The sequence below is a fragment of the Mucilaginibacter auburnensis genome (assembly GCF_002797815.1).
GTDB lineage: Bacteria > Bacteroidota > Bacteroidia > Sphingobacteriales > Sphingobacteriaceae > Mucilaginibacter > Mucilaginibacter auburnensis.
In genome coordinates this window covers 1,388,284-1,406,398 of record NZ_PGFJ01000002.1, presented here as the reverse complement: position 1 = coordinate 1,406,398, position 18,115 = coordinate 1,388,284, and the positions used below count along the sequence as shown (strand labels likewise).

The 18,115-nt window shown below is 42.3% G+C and carries 16 protein-coding genes, 1 tRNA gene and 1 riboswitch; of the genes, 9 read left to right on the top strand and 8 right to left on the bottom strand.

Features of this window, described 5'->3' with window-relative positions; translation table 11 throughout:
* Window positions 1-7 precede the first annotated feature (7 nt).
* The 4 genes from CLV57_RS17000 to CLV57_RS16985 all read right to left on the bottom strand — a co-directional run bounded on the left by CLV57_RS17000 (window position 8) and on the right by CLV57_RS16985 (window position 2,909).
* Window positions 8-487, bottom strand: a complete 480-nt coding sequence (locus CLV57_RS17000) for a T9SS type A sorting domain-containing protein (RefSeq protein ID WP_100342572.1) — start codon at window positions 485-487, stop codon at window positions 8-10.
* A 16-nt stretch (window positions 488-503) separates the two neighbouring features.
* Window positions 504-1,646: a hypothetical protein gene (locus CLV57_RS16995; RefSeq protein ID WP_100342571.1), complete on the bottom strand. Its 1,143-nt coding sequence runs from the start codon at window positions 1,644-1,646 to the stop codon at window positions 504-506.
* Between the two features lie 261 nt (window positions 1,647-1,907).
* Window positions 1,908-2,666, bottom strand: coding sequence for an N-6 DNA methylase (locus tag CLV57_RS16990; RefSeq protein ID WP_100342570.1), 759 nt, complete (start codon window positions 2,664-2,666; stop codon window positions 1,908-1,910).
* Window positions 2,667-2,832: 166 nt separating this feature from the next.
* A tRNA-Met gene (locus CLV57_RS16985) sits at window positions 2,833-2,909 on the bottom strand.
* 143 nt (window positions 2,910-3,052) lie between these two features.
* Between CLV57_RS16985 and era the strand changes: the two genes are divergently transcribed.
* The 3 genes from era (at window position 3,053) to CLV57_RS16970 (ending at window position 5,634) form a co-directional block, all read left to right on the top strand.
* Window positions 3,053-3,931, top strand: coding sequence for a GTPase Era (gene era, locus CLV57_RS16980; protein WP_100342569.1), 879 nt, complete (start codon window positions 3,053-3,055; stop codon window positions 3,929-3,931).
* An 83-nt stretch (window positions 3,932-4,014) separates the two neighbouring features.
* Window positions 4,015-5,316 (top strand): ribosome biogenesis GTPase Der, encoded by a 1,302-nt coding sequence (gene der, locus CLV57_RS16975; RefSeq protein WP_100342568.1) that lies wholly within the window; start codon window positions 4,015-4,017, stop codon window positions 5,314-5,316.
* Window positions 5,317-5,400: 84 nt separating this feature from the next.
* On the top strand, window positions 5,401-5,634 hold the full coding sequence (locus CLV57_RS16970; RefSeq protein WP_157799204.1) for a MafI family immunity protein: 234 nt from the start codon (window positions 5,401-5,403) through the stop codon (window positions 5,632-5,634).
* Window positions 5,635-5,680: 46 nt separating this feature from the next.
* Here the strand turns inward: CLV57_RS16970 and CLV57_RS16965 are convergent, their stop codons facing one another.
* Entirely contained in the window at window positions 5,681-7,276 is a 1,596-nt protein-coding gene (locus CLV57_RS16965) for a S41 family peptidase (protein ID WP_100342566.1), read from the bottom strand.
* 286 nt (window positions 7,277-7,562) lie between these two features.
* Here CLV57_RS16965 and murQ point away from each other — a divergent pair, with 286 nt between their 5' ends.
* The 6 genes from murQ to metF all read left to right on the top strand — a co-directional run bounded on the left by murQ (window position 7,563) and on the right by metF (window position 15,589).
* Window positions 7,563-8,384 carry an N-acetylmuramic acid 6-phosphate etherase gene (murQ, locus tag CLV57_RS16960; RefSeq protein ID WP_100342565.1) on the top strand — a complete coding sequence of 274 codons (822 nt, stop codon included), beginning with the start codon at window positions 7,563-7,565 and terminating at the stop codon, window positions 8,382-8,384.
* Window positions 8,381-9,031: a DUF4240 domain-containing protein gene (locus CLV57_RS16955; RefSeq protein WP_100342564.1), complete on the top strand. Its 651-nt coding sequence runs from the start codon at window positions 8,381-8,383 to the stop codon at window positions 9,029-9,031. The genes murQ and CLV57_RS16955 overlap by 4 nt, the downstream gene beginning before the upstream one ends.
* Before the next feature lie 11 nt (window positions 9,032-9,042).
* On the top strand, window positions 9,043-9,609 hold the full coding sequence (locus CLV57_RS16950) for a hypothetical protein (protein WP_100342563.1): 567 nt from the start codon (window positions 9,043-9,045) through the stop codon (window positions 9,607-9,609).
* A gap of 124 nt (window positions 9,610-9,733) precedes the next feature.
* Window positions 9,734-10,459, top strand: coding sequence for a Bax inhibitor-1/YccA family protein (locus tag CLV57_RS16945; RefSeq protein WP_100342562.1), 726 nt, complete (start codon window positions 9,734-9,736; stop codon window positions 10,457-10,459).
* 128 nt (window positions 10,460-10,587) lie between these two features.
* Window positions 10,588-10,701, top strand: a riboswitch (SAM riboswitch).
* Window positions 10,702-10,874: 173 nt separating this feature from the next.
* Window positions 10,875-14,543 (top strand): methionine synthase, encoded by a 3,669-nt coding sequence (gene metH, locus CLV57_RS16940; protein ID WP_100342561.1) that lies wholly within the window; start codon window positions 10,875-10,877, stop codon window positions 14,541-14,543.
* 92 nt (window positions 14,544-14,635) lie between these two features.
* Window positions 14,636-15,589, top strand: coding sequence for a methylenetetrahydrofolate reductase [NAD(P)H] (metF, locus tag CLV57_RS16935; protein ID WP_100342560.1), 954 nt, complete (start codon window positions 14,636-14,638; stop codon window positions 15,587-15,589).
* Window positions 15,590-15,612: 23 nt separating this feature from the next.
* On the opposite strand, the gene CLV57_RS16930 is transcribed toward metF, so the two are convergent.
* The 3 genes from CLV57_RS16930 to CLV57_RS16920 are packed head-to-tail and all read right to left on the bottom strand — an operon-like array spanning window position 15,613 to window position 17,974.
* Complete coding sequence (locus CLV57_RS16930; RefSeq protein WP_100342559.1) at window positions 15,613-16,215, bottom strand: hypothetical protein; 603 nt, start codon at window positions 16,213-16,215, stop codon at window positions 15,613-15,615.
* Between the two features lie 9 nt (window positions 16,216-16,224).
* Window positions 16,225-16,959, bottom strand: coding sequence for a LytR/AlgR family response regulator transcription factor (locus tag CLV57_RS16925; RefSeq protein ID WP_100342558.1), 735 nt, complete (start codon window positions 16,957-16,959; stop codon window positions 16,225-16,227).
* Between the two features lies 1 nt (window position 16,960).
* Window positions 16,961-17,974 carry a sensor histidine kinase gene (locus CLV57_RS16920; protein WP_100342557.1) on the bottom strand — a complete coding sequence of 338 codons (1,014 nt, stop codon included), beginning with the start codon at window positions 17,972-17,974 and terminating at the stop codon, window positions 16,961-16,963.
* Between the last annotated feature and the right edge of the window lie 141 nt (window positions 17,975-18,115).

Here is an 18,115-nt window from a genome sequence, read left to right as displayed (position 1 = left end):
TATCCGCTTACTGTTTTACAACTTTTAAAAGTTCCTGTTTACCGTCTGAAAAGCTAACTTTTACAACATACATCCCGGGTGTCATTTGTGTGAATGGAATCATTTCATGAAACTCTTCTTCTACATATCTGTAGCTTTTCTTAAAAAAGCTAACTCCAACCATTGAGTAAACTTCAATAGAAGTGATGAATCTTTTTAAAGGATCAAATTTGATGTTTAGCGTTTCAGTAAGCGGGTTGGGGTAAGCAATTAGTTTCAGTTCCGGGTCTTTTATAGGGCTGTTTGATTTTGGTTTTTCTGCTACAAAATCCGACTTCGAGGTTACAGCAGTGGCTGTAGTGGTTAACTGAGTGCAATTAATGCAGATCCATTCCCTTTTTGTCTGGTTTCCGGCTGCATCATAATCAAACTTCAACTCTTGCGCATCAACTTGCGTGGAAGCGCAGCAAAACAGAAGCGCTATAAAGAAAGGCTTTATGAATCTCATGTGGTAAGGGTTAGTATTATTTGTTATTGTCTTTTTTAAGCAACAAATCTTCCAACTTCTGTAATCGGTCTTCCTGATTCTTTAATTGTTTATTTTGCATCTCCACTTGTCTGTCTTTATCAATAAGATACAGCGTAAGTTCCTCCACTTTTTTAACTAACAATCTGTTCATTTCACCAAGATCGAGACCATTAGTCTCTATCTCTTCAGCGGATGGCATATCCGGCAAGTGCTGGTTTTTGTCTATGTATTCTTTAACCTCGCTTAGTGTTGGGAGCTTGTAATCTTGCCTGAATACGAAGTCAGGCCAATTAGTCAGCTCAACCTTGATTTTTTTAGCGCGGACAAGTCCATCACGTGTAATATGAAAGGCGATTTTACTCTTAACGGTCATATCTGTTAGCGTTTGCCCCCCTGTTCCTGTGCTTGTTATAGGCGCAAAATACATATCACCAAATACATTACTATAAATTACACCGCCCCCGTTGTTGGATCCGTCATCCCCAACTTGCCAGTTTCCATTACTTCTTGCTGCATTAAAACCGATATAACTGGTTCCATAATCTAAGGCGGTATAAGCGGCACTTCCAATAGAAAGCGAACTAACACCGTTGCCAACCTGAAATGCACTTATCGGGGAAGCGGTTCCTACACCGAAGCGCCCTGTCGTGCTAACGATACCATCCGGAGCAATATTCAGCCTTTTAAAAGCTGAAAGGTCGGCATGTGTAATATCGTACGAAGTGCCGGTTGTCGACCTGGAGTAAAATGCGATATTGCCTGTATTTTCAAAGTTCATAGAACTAAAATCAGAATAAGCTCCACCATCAACTCGCCAATTACCAGCGGTATTGTTCCAGTGAATATTAGTACTTAACGCTGCCCGTGACCAGTTATTCGCCGCCGAGCCCACAGTCTGCAAGTAGGTGTCTACACCTCCCTTTATCAAAAAATAAGGTGTTGAGCTGTATTTTTGTACAATGCCAGAAACATCACCAACTGTGAGTGGCATTATAGGTGTTGTCGTTCCAATATTTATCCCTACGTTTCCGCTGTTGGTATTATTAGTATGAGGTGCAGTAGTTGTAGTAGTCCACTGAGCATAGGAGAATTGTGATGCAGCTAAAAGTGCGAAGATGCTGAGGCAGGTCTTTTTCATTACGAGTATGCTAAATATAATTTATTAATGCAAAACAATACTAAGCAAGTATATACTCACTAAGCGAATGCTGTTTATCAAGATGAGAATTAAGAGCCACGAGGGCTATAATCCCTCGTATCGTGATAACGTTAAGGTTGAATAATAGAGGTGCACTAATATAGACAGGTTATCCGATACTTTGAAATATTTTGAAGTAAATGACAAGCAAGACTTGACTCAGTTACGTGATGCGACTTGGGAGAGGTTAGACTAGACCCACTATAAATGCGAGAAACCTGGTGCAATAGCTAAAAATAAGCTGCCCTGCACACCAGTTATAGCTTGCACTGACCTTATAGGTTCAAATGGTTTATCAAACTTAGGTTTAACCTCCTGAACTTTTAAAGGACGTAACCAAATGTAACTTAATTCAGGTTCCGTAAATTCAGTGTAGTAAGGCATATGAAAGCCATCAACCAGTACATTATCAATTTTGAAACCTCTGTAAAATCTATTGCTCAGCGTGTTCATGTGGGCTATTTCGCCAGTAAGTGAGTTAAGCAGCATGTTGAATAGTGACATCTTACAGCAAGTTATGTCAAGGTCTGCACCGTACAGCAAGCTACTGCGATTTAGTTTAGCTGCCGCAAGTAACATCCTGCCACTACCACAAGCCGGATCGTTAATTCGTCTACCGTCAGAAACATCACCCATCTGCATCATTGCCATCATGTCCGCTATTGGAGTTGGAGTAGAAAACTGGCCATTGTGGCCATTGCTAATAGCTTGCATGAATAGTTCACCGAGTGGGTCACGGAATCCTTCCGACAAGTCACCTATCAGCGTTATAAGTTTAACCAGGTGTTCAACCTTTGGGTGGGATTGGTAGGTTTCGAGTGCCTTACGTTGTTCATCAGCAGCCTCATACCTTTTAAAAGGTAGCAGCATCCAATCAAGCCTGTCAGTGAATGCGGTGTGAAGGGATTGTCCGTAAGCGTAGCGGTTAAACTCTGTAAGTAGTTCTTTGATATCTGTCATAGCAGTAGGTTTTAATTCGAGAGAATTCTCTGTTTTGTGTACCTGACGCTGTACCTCTTATGGTAATTGCTTTAGATCTGCCGCCGATAAAAACAAGCGATTTTGCCTATAACCAACACACACAACCCCACAAAAAAAAGCCCCTGATTTTCATCAGAGGCTTTACTGGGTAGCGGGAGCAGGACTCGAACCTACGACCTTCGGGTTATGAGCCCGACGAGCTACCAACTGCTCCATCCCGCACTATATTTGGCTTTGTTTAACCGGTTCATTACTCCGAAAAGCCTCTTTCAATTATCAAAATGCAATTAACATTCTGTTTGAATTGGTCTGCAAAGATATAATTCGTTTCTTTGCAGTCCAAATAATATTTTAAAATTTTTAATATGGGTCATAAGGCAGGTTTCGTGAGCATAATTGGCAAGCCTAATGCGGGTAAGTCAACTTTAATGAACGCATTGGTGGGCGAAAAGATGTCTATTATTACACCGAAGGCCCAAACTACGCGTCACCGCATCCTCGGTATAGTTAACGCAGACAACTATCAAATTGTTTTTTCTGATACGCCTGGCGTTATAAAACCGCATTACGCTTTACAGGAAAGTATGATGCATCAGGTGGAAGGCTCAATAGTTGACGCCGACCTGATACTGCTCGTTACAGATATACACGAAGAGTATGACGAAAACGACGTACTGAAAAAACTGGAAGGCAGCCTTGCACCTATTGCCGTGCTGGTAAACAAAATAGACCAAAGCGATGAGGGGGCCGTTAAAAAGAAGATTGAGTTTTGGCAGGAAAAGCTGAACCCTAAAGCTGTGTTTGCTATATCTGCGCTGCATGATCATAACATTAAAGCTGTTATGGATTTTGTGGTAGATAATTTGCCGGAGCATGCCGCCTACTATGAAAAAGACGCACTTACTGATCGAAATGACCGTTTTTTTGCATCAGAAATGATAAGGGCGCAGCTTTTGAAACAGTATAAAAAAGAGATTCCGTACAGCTGTGAGGTGGTGGTTACCGCATTTATTGAAGGCGAAAAGCTTTACCGCATAAGCGCTGAGATTATTGTGGAGCGCGAATCGCAAAAAAATATAATAATAGGCGAGGGGGGTAAAATGCTGAAAATAGTAGGCACCTACGCTCGCAAGGATATGGAGGAGTTTTTTCAGCGCAAGGTATTTCTGGAGACGTTTGTAAAAGTTATACCCGACTGGCGCGACACCAAAAACTACCTGAAAAAATTTGGGTACATTAACTAAGATTTGAGATATTAGAATTGAGATGTTAGACTGTATGGTTATATCTCAATTCTCATATCTCATGTCTCAAATCTAAAAGAAAAATGAGTAACATAGTAGCAATAGTTGGCCGCCCAAACGTTGGCAAGTCAACCTTATACAACCGATTGACCGAAAGCCGTAAAGCTATTGTTGATGACTTTAGCGGCGTAACCCGCGACAGGCATTATGGCGTAGCCGAGTGGACCGACCACCCTTTTACCGTAATTGATACCGGTGGTTATGTAGCCAACTCTGATGATGTTTTTGAAGCAGCTATACGCGAGCAGGTTGTAATTGCCATTGAGGAAGCTTCAGTAATTTTGTTTGTGGTGGATGTTACTACCGGCATAACCGATTTGGACGATGAGATTGCCGTATTGCTTCGCCGGAGTAAAAAGCCTGTTTTTGTTGTTGTTAACAAGGTGGATAACAATAGCCAGCAAACCGAAGCTTCTGTATTTTATAGTTTTGGCTTAGGCGAGATCTATAACATATCGTCAATGACCGGCTCAGGCACCGGTGAGCTATTAGACGAAGTGGTTAAACACTTTGAAGATGTTCCGCTGGAAGATAATACGCGCCCTAAATATGCCATTGTTGGGCGTCCTAATGTGGGTAAGTCGTCAATTATCAATTCATTGATTGGTAAGCAACGTAATATAGTTACCCCGGTTGCAGGTACAACCCGCGACAGTATTCACATCCATTACAATCAGTATGGTCATGATTTTATGCTGATTGACACTGCCGGTTTGCGTAAAAAAACCAAGGTGAAGGAAAATATTGAGTTTTACTCGGTAATGCGTACTATCAAAGCTTTAGAGGAAGCCGATGTTGTTATCATAATGATTGACGCTGTAGAAGGTTTTGAGTCGCAGGATATGAACATTTTCCACTTGGCTGAAAAGAACAAAAAAGGCATCGTGATCGTGGTGAACAAGTGGGATTTGATAGAAAAGAACAGCAAAACAGTTAAGGTTTTTGAGGAGATGATACGCGAGAAGATAGCGCCTTTCACTGATGTACCTATCGTATTTACTTCTGTTACCGAGAAACAACGCGTATTAAAGGTGATTGAAGTTGCTAACCAGGTTTACCAGAACCGGGCCCGTAAGATCTCTACCTCAAAACTAAATGATGTAATGTTGCCGATAATTGAAAATTATCCACCGCCATCTATAAAAGGTAAATACGTTAAAATTAAATACGCTACTCAAATTGCAGGTACATCCCCAATGTTTGCGTTCTTCTGTAATTTACCTCAGTACGTCAAAGAACCCTACTATCGCTTTATAGAAAATAAACTACGCGAAAACTTTGAGCTGAGCGGCGCACCGGTGCAGGTTTGGTTCAGGCAGAAGTAGTTTGAACTAAGATTTATAGGATTATATTTATTATAGGATTGAGCAAGCGATCTGAGTATGTCTTTAATAAACCAACTTAATCTTTTGATAGAGAGGTCAAAAGTTTTTGGATCATCAGAAGTTTATGTAAAGCAAGCTTGCGAGTTTTTAGACCACCGTGAACATGGTTTGTGCTTTGATACAGTCGTTATGCAGCTGTATGAGTCTGACCTTGCAATAAGTGATGATTATTACAACTTAATAGGAGAGATTGCTAATAAAATGGATGTGGAAATGCAGTACTATAGTTTTATGGAAAGCTTGATCGCTAAAAATTAAGCAAATCCTATTATCCCAATCATCCAAAAAATCTTAGTTCAGACAATTAATCCAGACTCTCCACCGCTTTCCAAACCGCTACGTCTGTATTGTTAAGCGTTTTGTAGTAAGCTTCGTCGCCCCATTTAAAATGGGCTGCGGTAGCTTTTAATAGTGTTTTGGCGTGTGCTTTGCCGGCTATTATTTCTTCGTTGGTGATGTCTTTTACTGTAAGCGCCGCATATTTAAAAAATCTGTTCAACTCAACATCGCTAACGTTATACTGGCTGATAAAGGCATCGTCAGTGGTGTAAGTTTTTAATACCAGTTGCAGGTAGTCAATTACATAAGCTGTAAAAACATCGTTTTTACTTAGCTGATGTATCAGCCATGTGTTTTTTGTGGTGTCTTCGGGTACAAAAACGTCGGGCATAATACCGCCACCGCTAAATACCTTGCGCCCTGCTGATGTGCGATATTTACTGTTGGTGCGCAACACGCTGTCATTCAAATTGCTTTCCGCAGAAAATAATTCACCTTTGCGCATGCGCTCGGCTAACTCATTGCGATAGCTAACGGCGCCGTCTTTGTATGTTTTTTGTATGGAACGCCCGGATGCTGTATAATACCTGGCAACGGTTAAGTTAACAGCCGAACCGTCATCAAACTGAAACTGCTCCTGCACCAATCCCTTACCAAACGACCTGCGACCAACAATAGTGGCCCGGTCAAGGTCTTGCAAAGAACCAGCTAAAATTTCACTGGCCGAGGCAGAGTATTCATCTATCAACACTGCCAGTTTACCGTTTTGAAATACCCCCGAGTCGGTGGCAAAGTAATCTGTACGTGGTTCGTGCTTGCCTTTGGTGTAAACTATCAGTTGTTTACTATTCAAAAACTCATCGGCTAAACTTGTTGCGGTATTTAAATAGCCGCCGCCATTACCGCGCAGGTCAAGCACCAGTTTTTTTACGCCATCGGCTTTCAGCTTTAATAATGCTTTTCTAAAATCGGCATCGGTAGTGGTGGCAAACTTGCTTATTTTGATGTACCCTGTTTCGCCCGCTATTTTATAAGCAGCATCAATACTGCTTAATGGAACCCGGTCGCGTTTTATAGTTACTGTTTTCAAGCTATTGCTTCCGGCAGGTAAAACAGCCAGGTCAAGCTTGGAGCCTTTTTCGCCGCGTAAGGTTTTACTTACCTGCGTGTTAGTTAACTGTATACCGGCAAATTTCTGATGATTAGCTTCAATTACTTTGTCGCCTGCCTTAATGCCCTGCAAAGCCGCTGGTCCGCCCGGGTATACATAGCTGATCACCATGGTATCGCGCAGCAAATTGTATTCTACACCAATGCCGTTAAAGCCGCCTTCCAGTTTTTCGTTTACGCTTTGGGCTTGTTGCGCAGGTAAGTAAATAGAGTGTGGATCAAGGCGTTGCAGGAGTTCATTAACGGTTTCGCCCTCAACACTATCAACGTTTACAGAGTCTACATAGTTATTACGCACAAGGTCAAGTACTTTGGAAAGTTTGCTTCTGCCCGAAAATGCCAGGTCAACATCCTCACCGCCAAAGCTGCCACCGCCTATGTAAAGGCCAATGGTTACCCCAAGCAAAACGAGGATTGCAGAACGGAATATGATAGCGGCAGTTTGTTTCATTCCTAACACAAAGCTAATAATTTTAGTGCTACAGGCGGCATTTTGTAGAAGCAATTATCTAACCATTATCATTAATTTTACTCAATTTTGTAAAAATAGCATAAATGGCAGGCTGCATTTACTCACCCGGTCAAAGCTGCGCCGGACCACCCTCTCTTTCGCAAGCGAAAAAGAGGGTAGAGAAATAAATTCAAATCCCATTCTTTGCGCAGCAGAGAGGGGTGACGAGCGAAGCAACGTCGGGGTGAGTCAAACAAGCGACATTTATTTAAACTAAAACAACACAATGCAAAGCACTACCGAAAAAGACTCACATTATAATGATCTGGAAAAAATGAGTGTGGCCGAAATACTGCGCCACATCAATCACGAAGATCAAACCGTTGCCGTTTCGGTAAGTAAGGCATTGCCGCAAATTGAAGCGCTGGCAACAGCTGTTGCCGAACGTATGAGCAAAGGCGGACGCTTGTTTTACATAGGCGCGGGTACCAGCGGCAGATTAGGGGTGGTTGATGCCTCAGAGTGCCCGCCAACGTTTGGTGTTCCGTTTGATTGGGTGGTAGGTATTATTGCCGGTGGCGATAGCGCTATACGCAAAGCGGTTGAGTTTGCCGAAGACGATAAGGAGCAGGCCTGGCGCGATCTGCAGGCTTTTAACATCAATGAAAAAGACGTGGTGGTTGGCATAGCGGCATCAGGCACTACCCCTTATGTTATTGGCGGCCTGGAAACAGCAAATGAAAATAATGTGCTTACCGGTTGCGTTGTATGTAACAATGGTAGCCCTGTTGCAGCGGTAGCCCAATTGCCGGTAGAAGTGGTTACCGGTCCGGAGTTTGTTACCGGTTCAACCCGAATGAAAGCCGGCACCGCGCAAAAAATGGTGCTGAACATGCTTAGTACATCGGTAATGATACAACTGGGCAGGGTGAAGGGCAATAAAATGGTGGACATGCAGCTTACTAACAATAAACTGGTTGACCGCGGTACCCGAATGATAGTTGCAGAAACCGGATTGGACGAAGCAACTGCCGCCAAACTGTTGGAAGAGCATGGAAGTGTAAGAAAGGCCGTCGAGTTTCATCAAAATAAGCAATCAGTAAGATGAGGGGTTTTTTAACTATTGCTTTATTCGTCATCTTGAGCGTTAACTTGAGCTGTGTGCCTGTTAATGATGCTGAAAGTTTCAAGCCCGCCGTTGATTTTACGGCTGCTGATAAATTAGACGAGAGAGAATTTTGGAAAATAATTGATTACTCTCATAACGCTGCAAAAGGCAATTTAGACTTGCAAAATGAAATTATAATAAAAAAACTTTCAGCTTATGAGCCGGCTGAGATCATAAATTTTGAAGTAATACTTTGCAAAAAGCTTATTGAGGCGAATAGCTACAAAGTATTAGCGGCCAACACTATAATGGACGGGGGGGCATCTGACGATGGTTTTTTGTATTATAGACTGTGGTTGATAAGTTTGGGTGAAACGACCTTCAAACAGACCTTGAAAAATCCTGAATATTTAGCAGCCCTTATAAAAAAAGGCGTTGTACCTGATTTCGAGGCTCTGCTTTATGTGTCGACCGAAGCTTATAAAAATAAAACGGGTAAACAAAAGGAGGACGATTCTTTTCCGAGAGGTGTAGCATTTGCGCAAGGGTTGAATTATGATTTTGGCGGGCCAAAAATTGTAGGAACAGAGTGGAGAGAAGAAGACTTACCGAAGTTATATCCAAAACTTTGGAAAAAATTTAATTAGAAAGAGGCTAAATGCACGAAATAGAACCATATTACCGATGGCGCGACGACTATATTGCCGCAGAGGATGAGCGTTCGCCGTTTTATGCTACAGAGTATAGTGAGTTTGAATTTGATAAACAGTTATATAACTACCTGTTGCATCCCCAATGGGATTCATTCGGATCAAATACGCTATACATTAAAGTACTATTTGTTGATTACGACCGTTCTTATGCTATCATCGAATTTATAGGTGAGTGGAACGATGCTATCAGCAATGATATAATGCTACTCAAGCGGGAGATTATTGAGCTGATGGAAGATTACGGCATCAATAAGTTCATACTGATAGGGGAGAATGTGCTGAACTTCCACTCGTCAGACGACAGTTATTACGAAGAATGGTTTCAGGATGTGGAAGATGGCTGGATAGCAGGCATTAATTTCCGCGAGCATGTAATAGAGGAGTTTAAACGCAGTAATATTGACTATTACATTAACTTTGGCGGTGAGCTGGATGAAATGATATGGCGCAACCTCAAACCTGTACAGTTCTTTAAAAAAGTGGAAGAACAACTGACGAAGAGACTTTATTAGATGGAGACAAGAATTAAGAGTCAAGAGCTAAGACCTCTAATGTTACATTGTCCTGATTCTTGCATCTTGTCTCCCGTATCTAAATTATCTATCTTAGACACAACAACAATTTAATAAACCGAACATGGAAATTAAAGATTCAAAATACGTTTATGATAACGTAATACAAATCGACGAAGCAGATTCATCACGTAAATACTTAGCTAAAGTTTTTACATGGATGTTTGTAGGCCTTGGTATATCAGCTATTGTAGCTTTTCTGATCGGGCCGAGTATATTAACTGTCATTCAAGATCCTATAACTGGTAAATTAACAGGCTTGGGTTATTTAGCTGTATTTGCTCCCGTGGGCTTGTCTATGGCTTTATCATTTGCCGCTTCGCGCCTTTCTTACCCTGCAGTAGTGGGCTTGTTTGTTGCTTATGCAGTGTCTATCGGCGTTACATTAAGCATACTTGCACTAATTTATACCGCCAGCTCTATATTCACTGTATTTTTGAGTGCTTCGGTGGTTTTTGCTATCATGGCAATTGCCGGTTACACTACTCAGCAAGACTTAACTAAGTTTGGTTCTGTATTGATAATCATATTTATAGGGGCTTTTGTAGTAAGCCTGGTTAACTTCTTTTTAGGAAGCTCGCAACTGGATTACATATTGAGCTTTGTTTTTATGGCTATAATGGTAGGTTTAACCGCTTACTATATTCAAATGCTTAAACGCATTGGCGCCGGTTTAGAATACGGCAATGCCGAGTCTAAAAAGCTGGTTATCATCGGTGCATTTGTTTTGTATACCACCTTTATTAACCTGTTTATGTCTATGCTGCGCATATTTGGCGACAGGCGGTAAGCGAAATTTATCAAGATAGTTAAGGCCGCTTCACACAAGCGGCCTTTTTTGTGTCAAAATTATTTCAATCAAGTCAACCGGAATACTTTAGGCTTTGCACATTACAATCTTATTTCGCAATTTTGCGCTGCTTATAGAGAAAGACGGAGGGATTAGACCCTGCGATGTCTTGGCAACCTGTAACTTACAAGGTGCTACATTCTACTCGGTCCGCCGACTTTATGGATCGAGACAGATAAGCGAAAGTCAAATTTATCCGACTCTTCGAAATAAGCGATTATAGATGTGAGATCTGAGACATGAGAATTGAGATTCTTGTTCGTTCTTTATCAATTATTTCACACTAAATACGGGAATGTGTTAAAAGCTATGGGTTTTCTCATATCTCAAATCTCACTTCTCATATCTAAACGAAATGGACATCAGAGAAGAACTCAAAAAACGAATACTCATTATTGACGGGGCAATGGGTACCATGATACAACGGTACCAATTAACCGAAGCTGATTTTAGAGGCGAAAGGTTTAAAAACCACCCTTGCGATCTGCAGGGTAATAATGACTTGCTTAACCTTACACGCCCCGACGTTATAAAGGCTATACATGCCGAGTATTTAAACGCGGGTGCAGATATAATTGAAACCAACACTTTCAGCACGCAGGTAATTTCGTTGGCCGACTACCAGATGGAAGAACTGGCTTATGAGCTGAGCTACGAAGGCGCCCGTTTAGCGCGTGAGGTTGCTGATGAGTTCACTAAAAAAGACCTCTCAAAACCACGTTTTGTGGCCGGCGCTGTTGGTCCTACCAACCGTACCGCTTCGCTTTCGCCGGACGTGAATGACCCGGGTTACCGTGCTGTTACCTTTGATAACCTGGCTGATGCTTATTATGATCAGATCCGTGGTTTGGTTGATGGTGGTTCTGATGTATTATTAATTGAAACCATTTTTGATACCCTGAATGCCAAAGCAGCTTTGTTTGCTGCTGATAAATACGCGCAGGAAAGCGGCAAGCATTTGCCTATCATGATATCGGGTACCATTACAGATGCTTCCGGCCGTACCCTTTCGGGGCAAACGGTTGAGGCGTTTTGGAACTCGGTGCGACATGCTAACCTGTTATCTGTAGGGCTTAACTGTGCTTTAGGCGCTCGTGAAATGCGTCCGCACTTGCAGGAACTTTCTGAAAAAGCGGATGTGTTCATATCAGCCTACCCTAATGCCGGCTTGCCTAACGAGTTTGGTCAGTACGATGAAACACCGCACGAAACGGCCCACCAGGTGGATGATTTTATAAAAGCAGGCATGGTAAACATTGTGGGCGGCTGCTGCGGTACCACTCCCGACCATATAAAATGTATTGCCGGTAAAGCTGCACAATACCCGCCACGCGAAGTGCCAACACTTGCGCCCAACATGCGCCTGAGCGGTTTAGAGGCGGTTACCATTACACCCGAAAGTATATTTGTTAACGTAGGTGAGCGTACCAACATTACCGGTTCGCCCAAGTTCAGTAAGCTGATATTGGCCGAAAATTACGAGGAAGCTTTATCTGTTGCCGCGCAACAGGTTGAAGGTGGCGCCCAGGTTATCGACATTAACATGGACGAGGGTATGATAGACTCGGAAGCGGTAATGGTTAAATTTCTTAATTTGGTTGCGTCTGAACCTGATATTGCCAAACTGCCTATCATGATTGACTCCTCTAAATGGACGGTTATTGAGGCGGGTTTAAAATGTATACAAGGCAAGGGCATTGTTAACTCTATTTCCCTCAAAGAAGGCGAAGACAAGTTTAAAGAGTACGCCCGTAAAATAATGAGCTATGGCGCTGCCGCGGTAGTAATGGCTTTTGATGAAACCGGCCAGGCAGATAACCTGGAAAGGCGTAAAGAAATCTGCGGTCGCTCTTACGATATATTGGTGAATGAGGTTGGCTTCCCGCCTGAAGACATCATCTTCGACCCAAATATTTTGACCGTTGCAACCGGTTTAGAAGAACACAATAACTACGCGGTTGACTTTATTGAAGCCACCCGTTGGATCAAACAAAACCTGCCGCACGCCAAGGTAAGCGGTGGTGTAAGTAATATATCATTTTCGTTTAGAGGTAACAACGTTGTGCGCGAGGCAATGCACTCGGCATTTTTATACCACGCTATTAAAGCGGGTATGGATATGGGCATTGTTAATGCCGGTATGCTGGAGGTTTACGAAGAGATTCCAAAAGACCTGTTAGAGTTGGTGGAAGACGTGTTGTTGAACCGTCGCCCGGATGCTACTGAGCGCTTGGTAGAATATGCCGACACCATTAAAAGTAAAGGCAAAGAAATAGTACGCGATGAGCAATGGCGTAATGAATCTGTCGAGAGTCGCTTATCGCACGCTTTAGTAAAAGGTATTGTAGAATATTTGGATGCCGATGTGGAAGAAGCCCGCCAGAAATATGCGCGTCCGTTAGAAGTGATTGAAGGTCCGTTAATGGATGGCATGAACATAGTAGGCGATCTGTTTGGTGCCGGTAAAATGTTTTTGCCGCAGGTGGTAAAATCTGCCCGTGTAATGAAAAAAGCCGTGGCCTACCTGTTACCGTTCATTGAAGCAGAAAAAGCCAAAGGCGGCGGTGGGCAGCGCAGCAGCGCGGGTAAAATTTTAATGGCCACCGTAAAAGGCGACGTACACGATATTGGCAAAAATATTGTGGGCGTGGTATTGGCTTGCAATAACTTTGAGATCATCGATCTCGGGGTAATGGTGCCTGCGCAGCGTATTATTGAAGAAGCTAAAAAGCAGGAGGTTGACATTATCGGCCTGAGCGGATTGATCACCCCATCGTTAGATGAGATGGTACATTTTGCCAAAGAGATGGAGCGCAACGGCTTTACTATTCCGTTAATTATTGGCGGCGCTACAACATCTCGCATACATGCCGCGGTAAAGGTTGCGCCAAATTATTCAGGTGCCGCCATACATGTGCTGGATGCATCGCGCAGTGTTACCGTTTGCAGTAACCTGATGAATAAAGACACGCGTGATAGCTACATTCAGGGTATAAAAGATGAATATGCCAAAGCCCGCGAGGCACACGCCAACAAACGTTCTGATAAGCGTTTTGTATCATTAGCTGATGCAAGGGCACAAAAGTTCCAGATAGATGTAACTAAGGTTGCGCCTGCACCTTCGTTTACCGGCACCAAGGTTTTTGAGGCCTATCCGCTGGCGGAGTTGGTGCCTTATATTGACTGGACACCTTTTTTCCATACCTGGGAGTTGCGTGGCAGCTATCCTAAAATATTTGAAGATAAGTTTGTTGGCGACGAAGCCAAAAAACTATTTGACGATGCCCAGGCGATGTTGAAGCAGGTAGTTGATGAAAACCTGTTGCAGGCAAACGGTGTAATAGGTTTCTGGCCTGCCAATGCAGTAGGCGATGATATTGAATTGTATACCGATGAAACCCGCACGCAGGTATTATCTCGCATACATACCCTCCGCCAGCAAGCCGAAAAACCGCAGGGCGAACCTTATTATGCTTTATCAGATTTTATAGCAACAAAGGAAAGTGGCGTGCCCGATTATTTCGGCGGCTTTGCCGTGACAACCGGGTTAGGGTGCGATGAACTGGTGGCCAAATACGAAAAAGATCACGACGATTATAACAGCATTATGGCCAAAGCAATAGCCGACAGGTTAGCCGAAGCTTTTGCCGAAAAAATGCACGAGCTGGTACGTAAAGAGTACTGGGGTTACGCTAAGGACGAAACTTTAAGCAATCAGGACCTGATAAAAGAGGAATATGTAGGTATTCGTCCGGCGCCGGGTTACCCTGCTTGTCCGGAGCATACCGAGAAGATCACCTTGTTTAATTTGCTTAAAGCTGAAGACAACGCACACATGCACCTTACCGAAAGTTTGGCCATGATGCCGGCGGCATCCGTAAGCGGGTTTTATTTCTCACATCCGCAATCGCGCTACTTTGGTTTGAACAAGATCAGCAAAGACCAAATTGAAGACTACGCCAAACGTAAAGTGATGAGCGTAGAAACGGTTGAACGCTGGTTAGGGCCGAACCTGAATTATTAACCCCCGGCCCCCTGAAGGGGTAGGAGAGTTAGAAGAAATTATATTAATATTGAACCATTAAACCAAATTCCCCCTTTAGGGGGTTAGGGGGCATGAAGATAACAGACCACATAGCAAAAGCCAACGGCAAAACCTTATTCTCATTTGAACTATTACCGCCCATGAAAGGGCAGGGCATTCAGGGCATTTTCAATGCTATTGACCCTTTAATGGAATTTAATCCGCCGTTTATTGATGTTACCTCATCGCGCGAGGAATATGTTTATAAGGAGCATGCTAATGGCTTGCTGGAGAAGGTGAGCTACCGCAAGCGCCCCGGCACCGTGGCTGTTTGCGCCGCTATTATGAACAAGTATGGCGTTGATGCTGTGCCGCATTTAATTTGCGGCGGTTTTACCAAAGAAGAAACTGAATACGCTTTGATCGATCTGCAGTTTTTAGGTATAGAAAACGTTTTGGTGCTACGTGGCGATGCCCGTAAAACCGAATCTTCATTTGTGCCTACACAGGGCGGGCATTGCTATGCCAATGAGTTACTGGAGCAGGTAGTGAATATGAATAACGGCAAATATCTGCACGAAGACCATGAAGCGGTTAAATCTGATTTCTGTATAGGTGTGGCCGGTTATCCCGAGAAACATTTTGAAGCCCCCAACCTTAAAACAGACTTTAAATACTTAAAACAAAAAATCGATGCCGGCGCCGACTTCATCGTTACCCAAATGTTTTATGATAACAGTAAGTACATGGAGTTTGTAAAACAATGCCGTGAAAATGGTATCAACGTGCCAATCATTCCAGGGTTAAAGCCAATTACCTCGTCAAAGCAGTTAATTAATTTGCCTAAAATATTCCACATAGATATCCCTGATGAGCTAAGCGATGCAGTGCACGCCTGCAAATCAGAAGCTGACGTGAAAGAGGTAGGCATTGAATGGATGATCAACCAATGTAAAGAGCTGATGAAATTTGGTGCACCGGTTATGCACTTTTACACTATGGGTAACCCTGGCCCTACAAAGCGTATTGCGCAAGCTATTTTTTAGGGGTTAGAGATTGAATTGGCAGCTTAGTTTTTTGTCAATTCGACATATATCCTTATTCTATGAGTTGGGTTTAATGTCGTAAAGGCACTTTGGTTATAAAAATTAGAAATTGTTACGTATGACCGAACTTGGAAACGATTATCAGGCTTCCAGATATCTGTACGCCTAAGCCCTATTCTTGAGTTAATCAATGACAAATCGTTTAAACTACCGTTAGTATCTGCTTCTCCATATTTGGACGATATAAGTTTAGTTAGCAGGTTGTATTGATCTATCAGTTTCTTTTCAAATTCTAATGTTTGTTGATTATTATCTTTTTTATCAAAATTGCTTACATCCCACTCATATAATATTTCAGATACTGTTGAGTCCGTTTTTAAAAAAGTATAATAAACCAAAAGATTCGGAATATCTTGTTGCTTACGCATAAATATTCGAGGCTGAGCTGTATTATTTCCAGAATAATATGTAGAGTTATCTTTGTATTCTTCGCTCCCTAATTTATTTTCAAGCGCTATGTAGTAAGCTGCTTTCTTTCCGTCTAATGCTAATTCCAAGTTAGTTGTTTGAGAATAACTTAGTTTCCAGGAAATAAATAAGGTTATAAGTATGGTAAAATTTTTCATATTATAATTTCACACATTCTTCCCGTCAATTATCTTAAAAAAGTCATCCCGGTAAGTATCGCCGATGGGGATAATTTTGTCTCCTATGCGGATGCGACTGCGCTCAATACTGTCAATTTTATTGAGGGCTACTATGTATGATTTATGCACCCTGATAAAATGCTTTTCGGGCAGGGTGTCTTCCATCTTTTTCATGTTTTGGAGCGTTATGATCCGCTCGCCGTCTGTAAAAATGGAAATATAATCTTTCAGGCCTTCAATAAACAAAATGTCGTGGAGGTATACCTTTTGTATTTTATGTTCGCTTTTAACAAAAATAAAATCGCTCATAAAGTCCTGCTGTTGCTGTTGCACATGCGGGGTTTGCTCGGCAGGTGCGCTAAGCGCCGGTTTGATAATGCCCTGTGCCTTTTGGGCGGCTTTATAAAAACGATCGAACGCTATAGGCTTTAGCAAGTAATCAACCACGTCAAGTTCGTAGCCTTCTAAAGCATATTGCGGATAGGCCGTTGTTAAAATAACCTTGGTTTTGCCGTTGGCTATTTTGAGGAACTGAATGCCCGTTAGCTCCGGCATTTGCACATCTAAAAAAACAAGGTCAATGTTACCATCCTGCACTTTGGTTAAAGCCTCAATAGGATTAGTGGTGGCCTTAACCAGCTCAAGGAAAGGAACTTTGGAGATGTAATCTTCCAGAATGTTCAACGCCAAAGGCTCATCGTCAACTACCAAACATCGTATCATGCTATAAAACTAAGGATAATTCGCAAGTGTAACTATCAATTTCGTCGCGTATCTCTAAATTATATTTACCTGGATAAAGCAGGTCAAGCCGTCGTTTAACATTACCTAAACCAATACCACCGGCTGCATCGCGGTTGTTGGCGTGCTTTTTATTTTTAATGTAGAAGTATAAGCGGCTGTCTTCAATATTAATGAGCAGCTTAATGGCCGAAGCTGCATCATTAGCCACACCATGTTTAAAAGCGTTTTCAATAAAGGCAATAAGCAGCAGGGGCACAATGCGCTGATCCCCCACCTCGCCCTGAATTTTGAAATCAATAAACGCCTTATCGCCAAAACGTATCTTTTGCAGGTCAATATAGTTTTGCAGGTATTGCAGTTCCTTCTCCAGCGCCACTTTATTATCGTTGGATTCATAAAGCATGTAGCGCATAATTTCCGATAGCTTCAATATGGCTCCGGGCGTGTTCTCTGAGTGCTGATAGGCCAGCGAATAGATACTGTTTAAAGAGTTGAACAGGAAATGCGGGTTGATCTGCGATTTTAGAAAAGCCAGCTCGGCAGTAAGGCGCTGATTTTCCAGGTCGCGCTGTATACGTTCATTCAAAAACCAGTCAATGCTGAACTTCAGCACCACACTCAAAAAAATAAAAATAGAGCTGCTTAAAAGGGTGCTTACGAAGTATGAACCAAAGGTAATGGGCTCATGGCTGCTGCGCATCAACACATCATTAGGAAAAATTAAACCCACACCATATTTGGCAAAACCATAACCTATTATGATGACCAATACTGTGGCAGCATAAAGCGCATATTGCTTCTTATTTAAAAAGCGCGGTATAAGTACCAGGTAATTGAGGTAAAATAAACTAATGTTGATAAGGCCGTATAAACCAAAAATAACCAGTATGCCCTGCGTGGTGAACCGGGCGTTATTACGCACCAAAAACAAAAAAAACGAGATAAGGCTAAGCCAGATAAATATGTGCCAGAATATTTGTAAGCCTTTTTTCACATCCCCAAATTAATTATTTTGATTTTACAGGCCGTGGTATTTATATACAGCCATGGTTTTTATCGATGAACTGGCTTTTATTATCGACCAACTCCCACAACTATTATATTAGGCGTTCATCTATAAATAAAAACAGTTGGT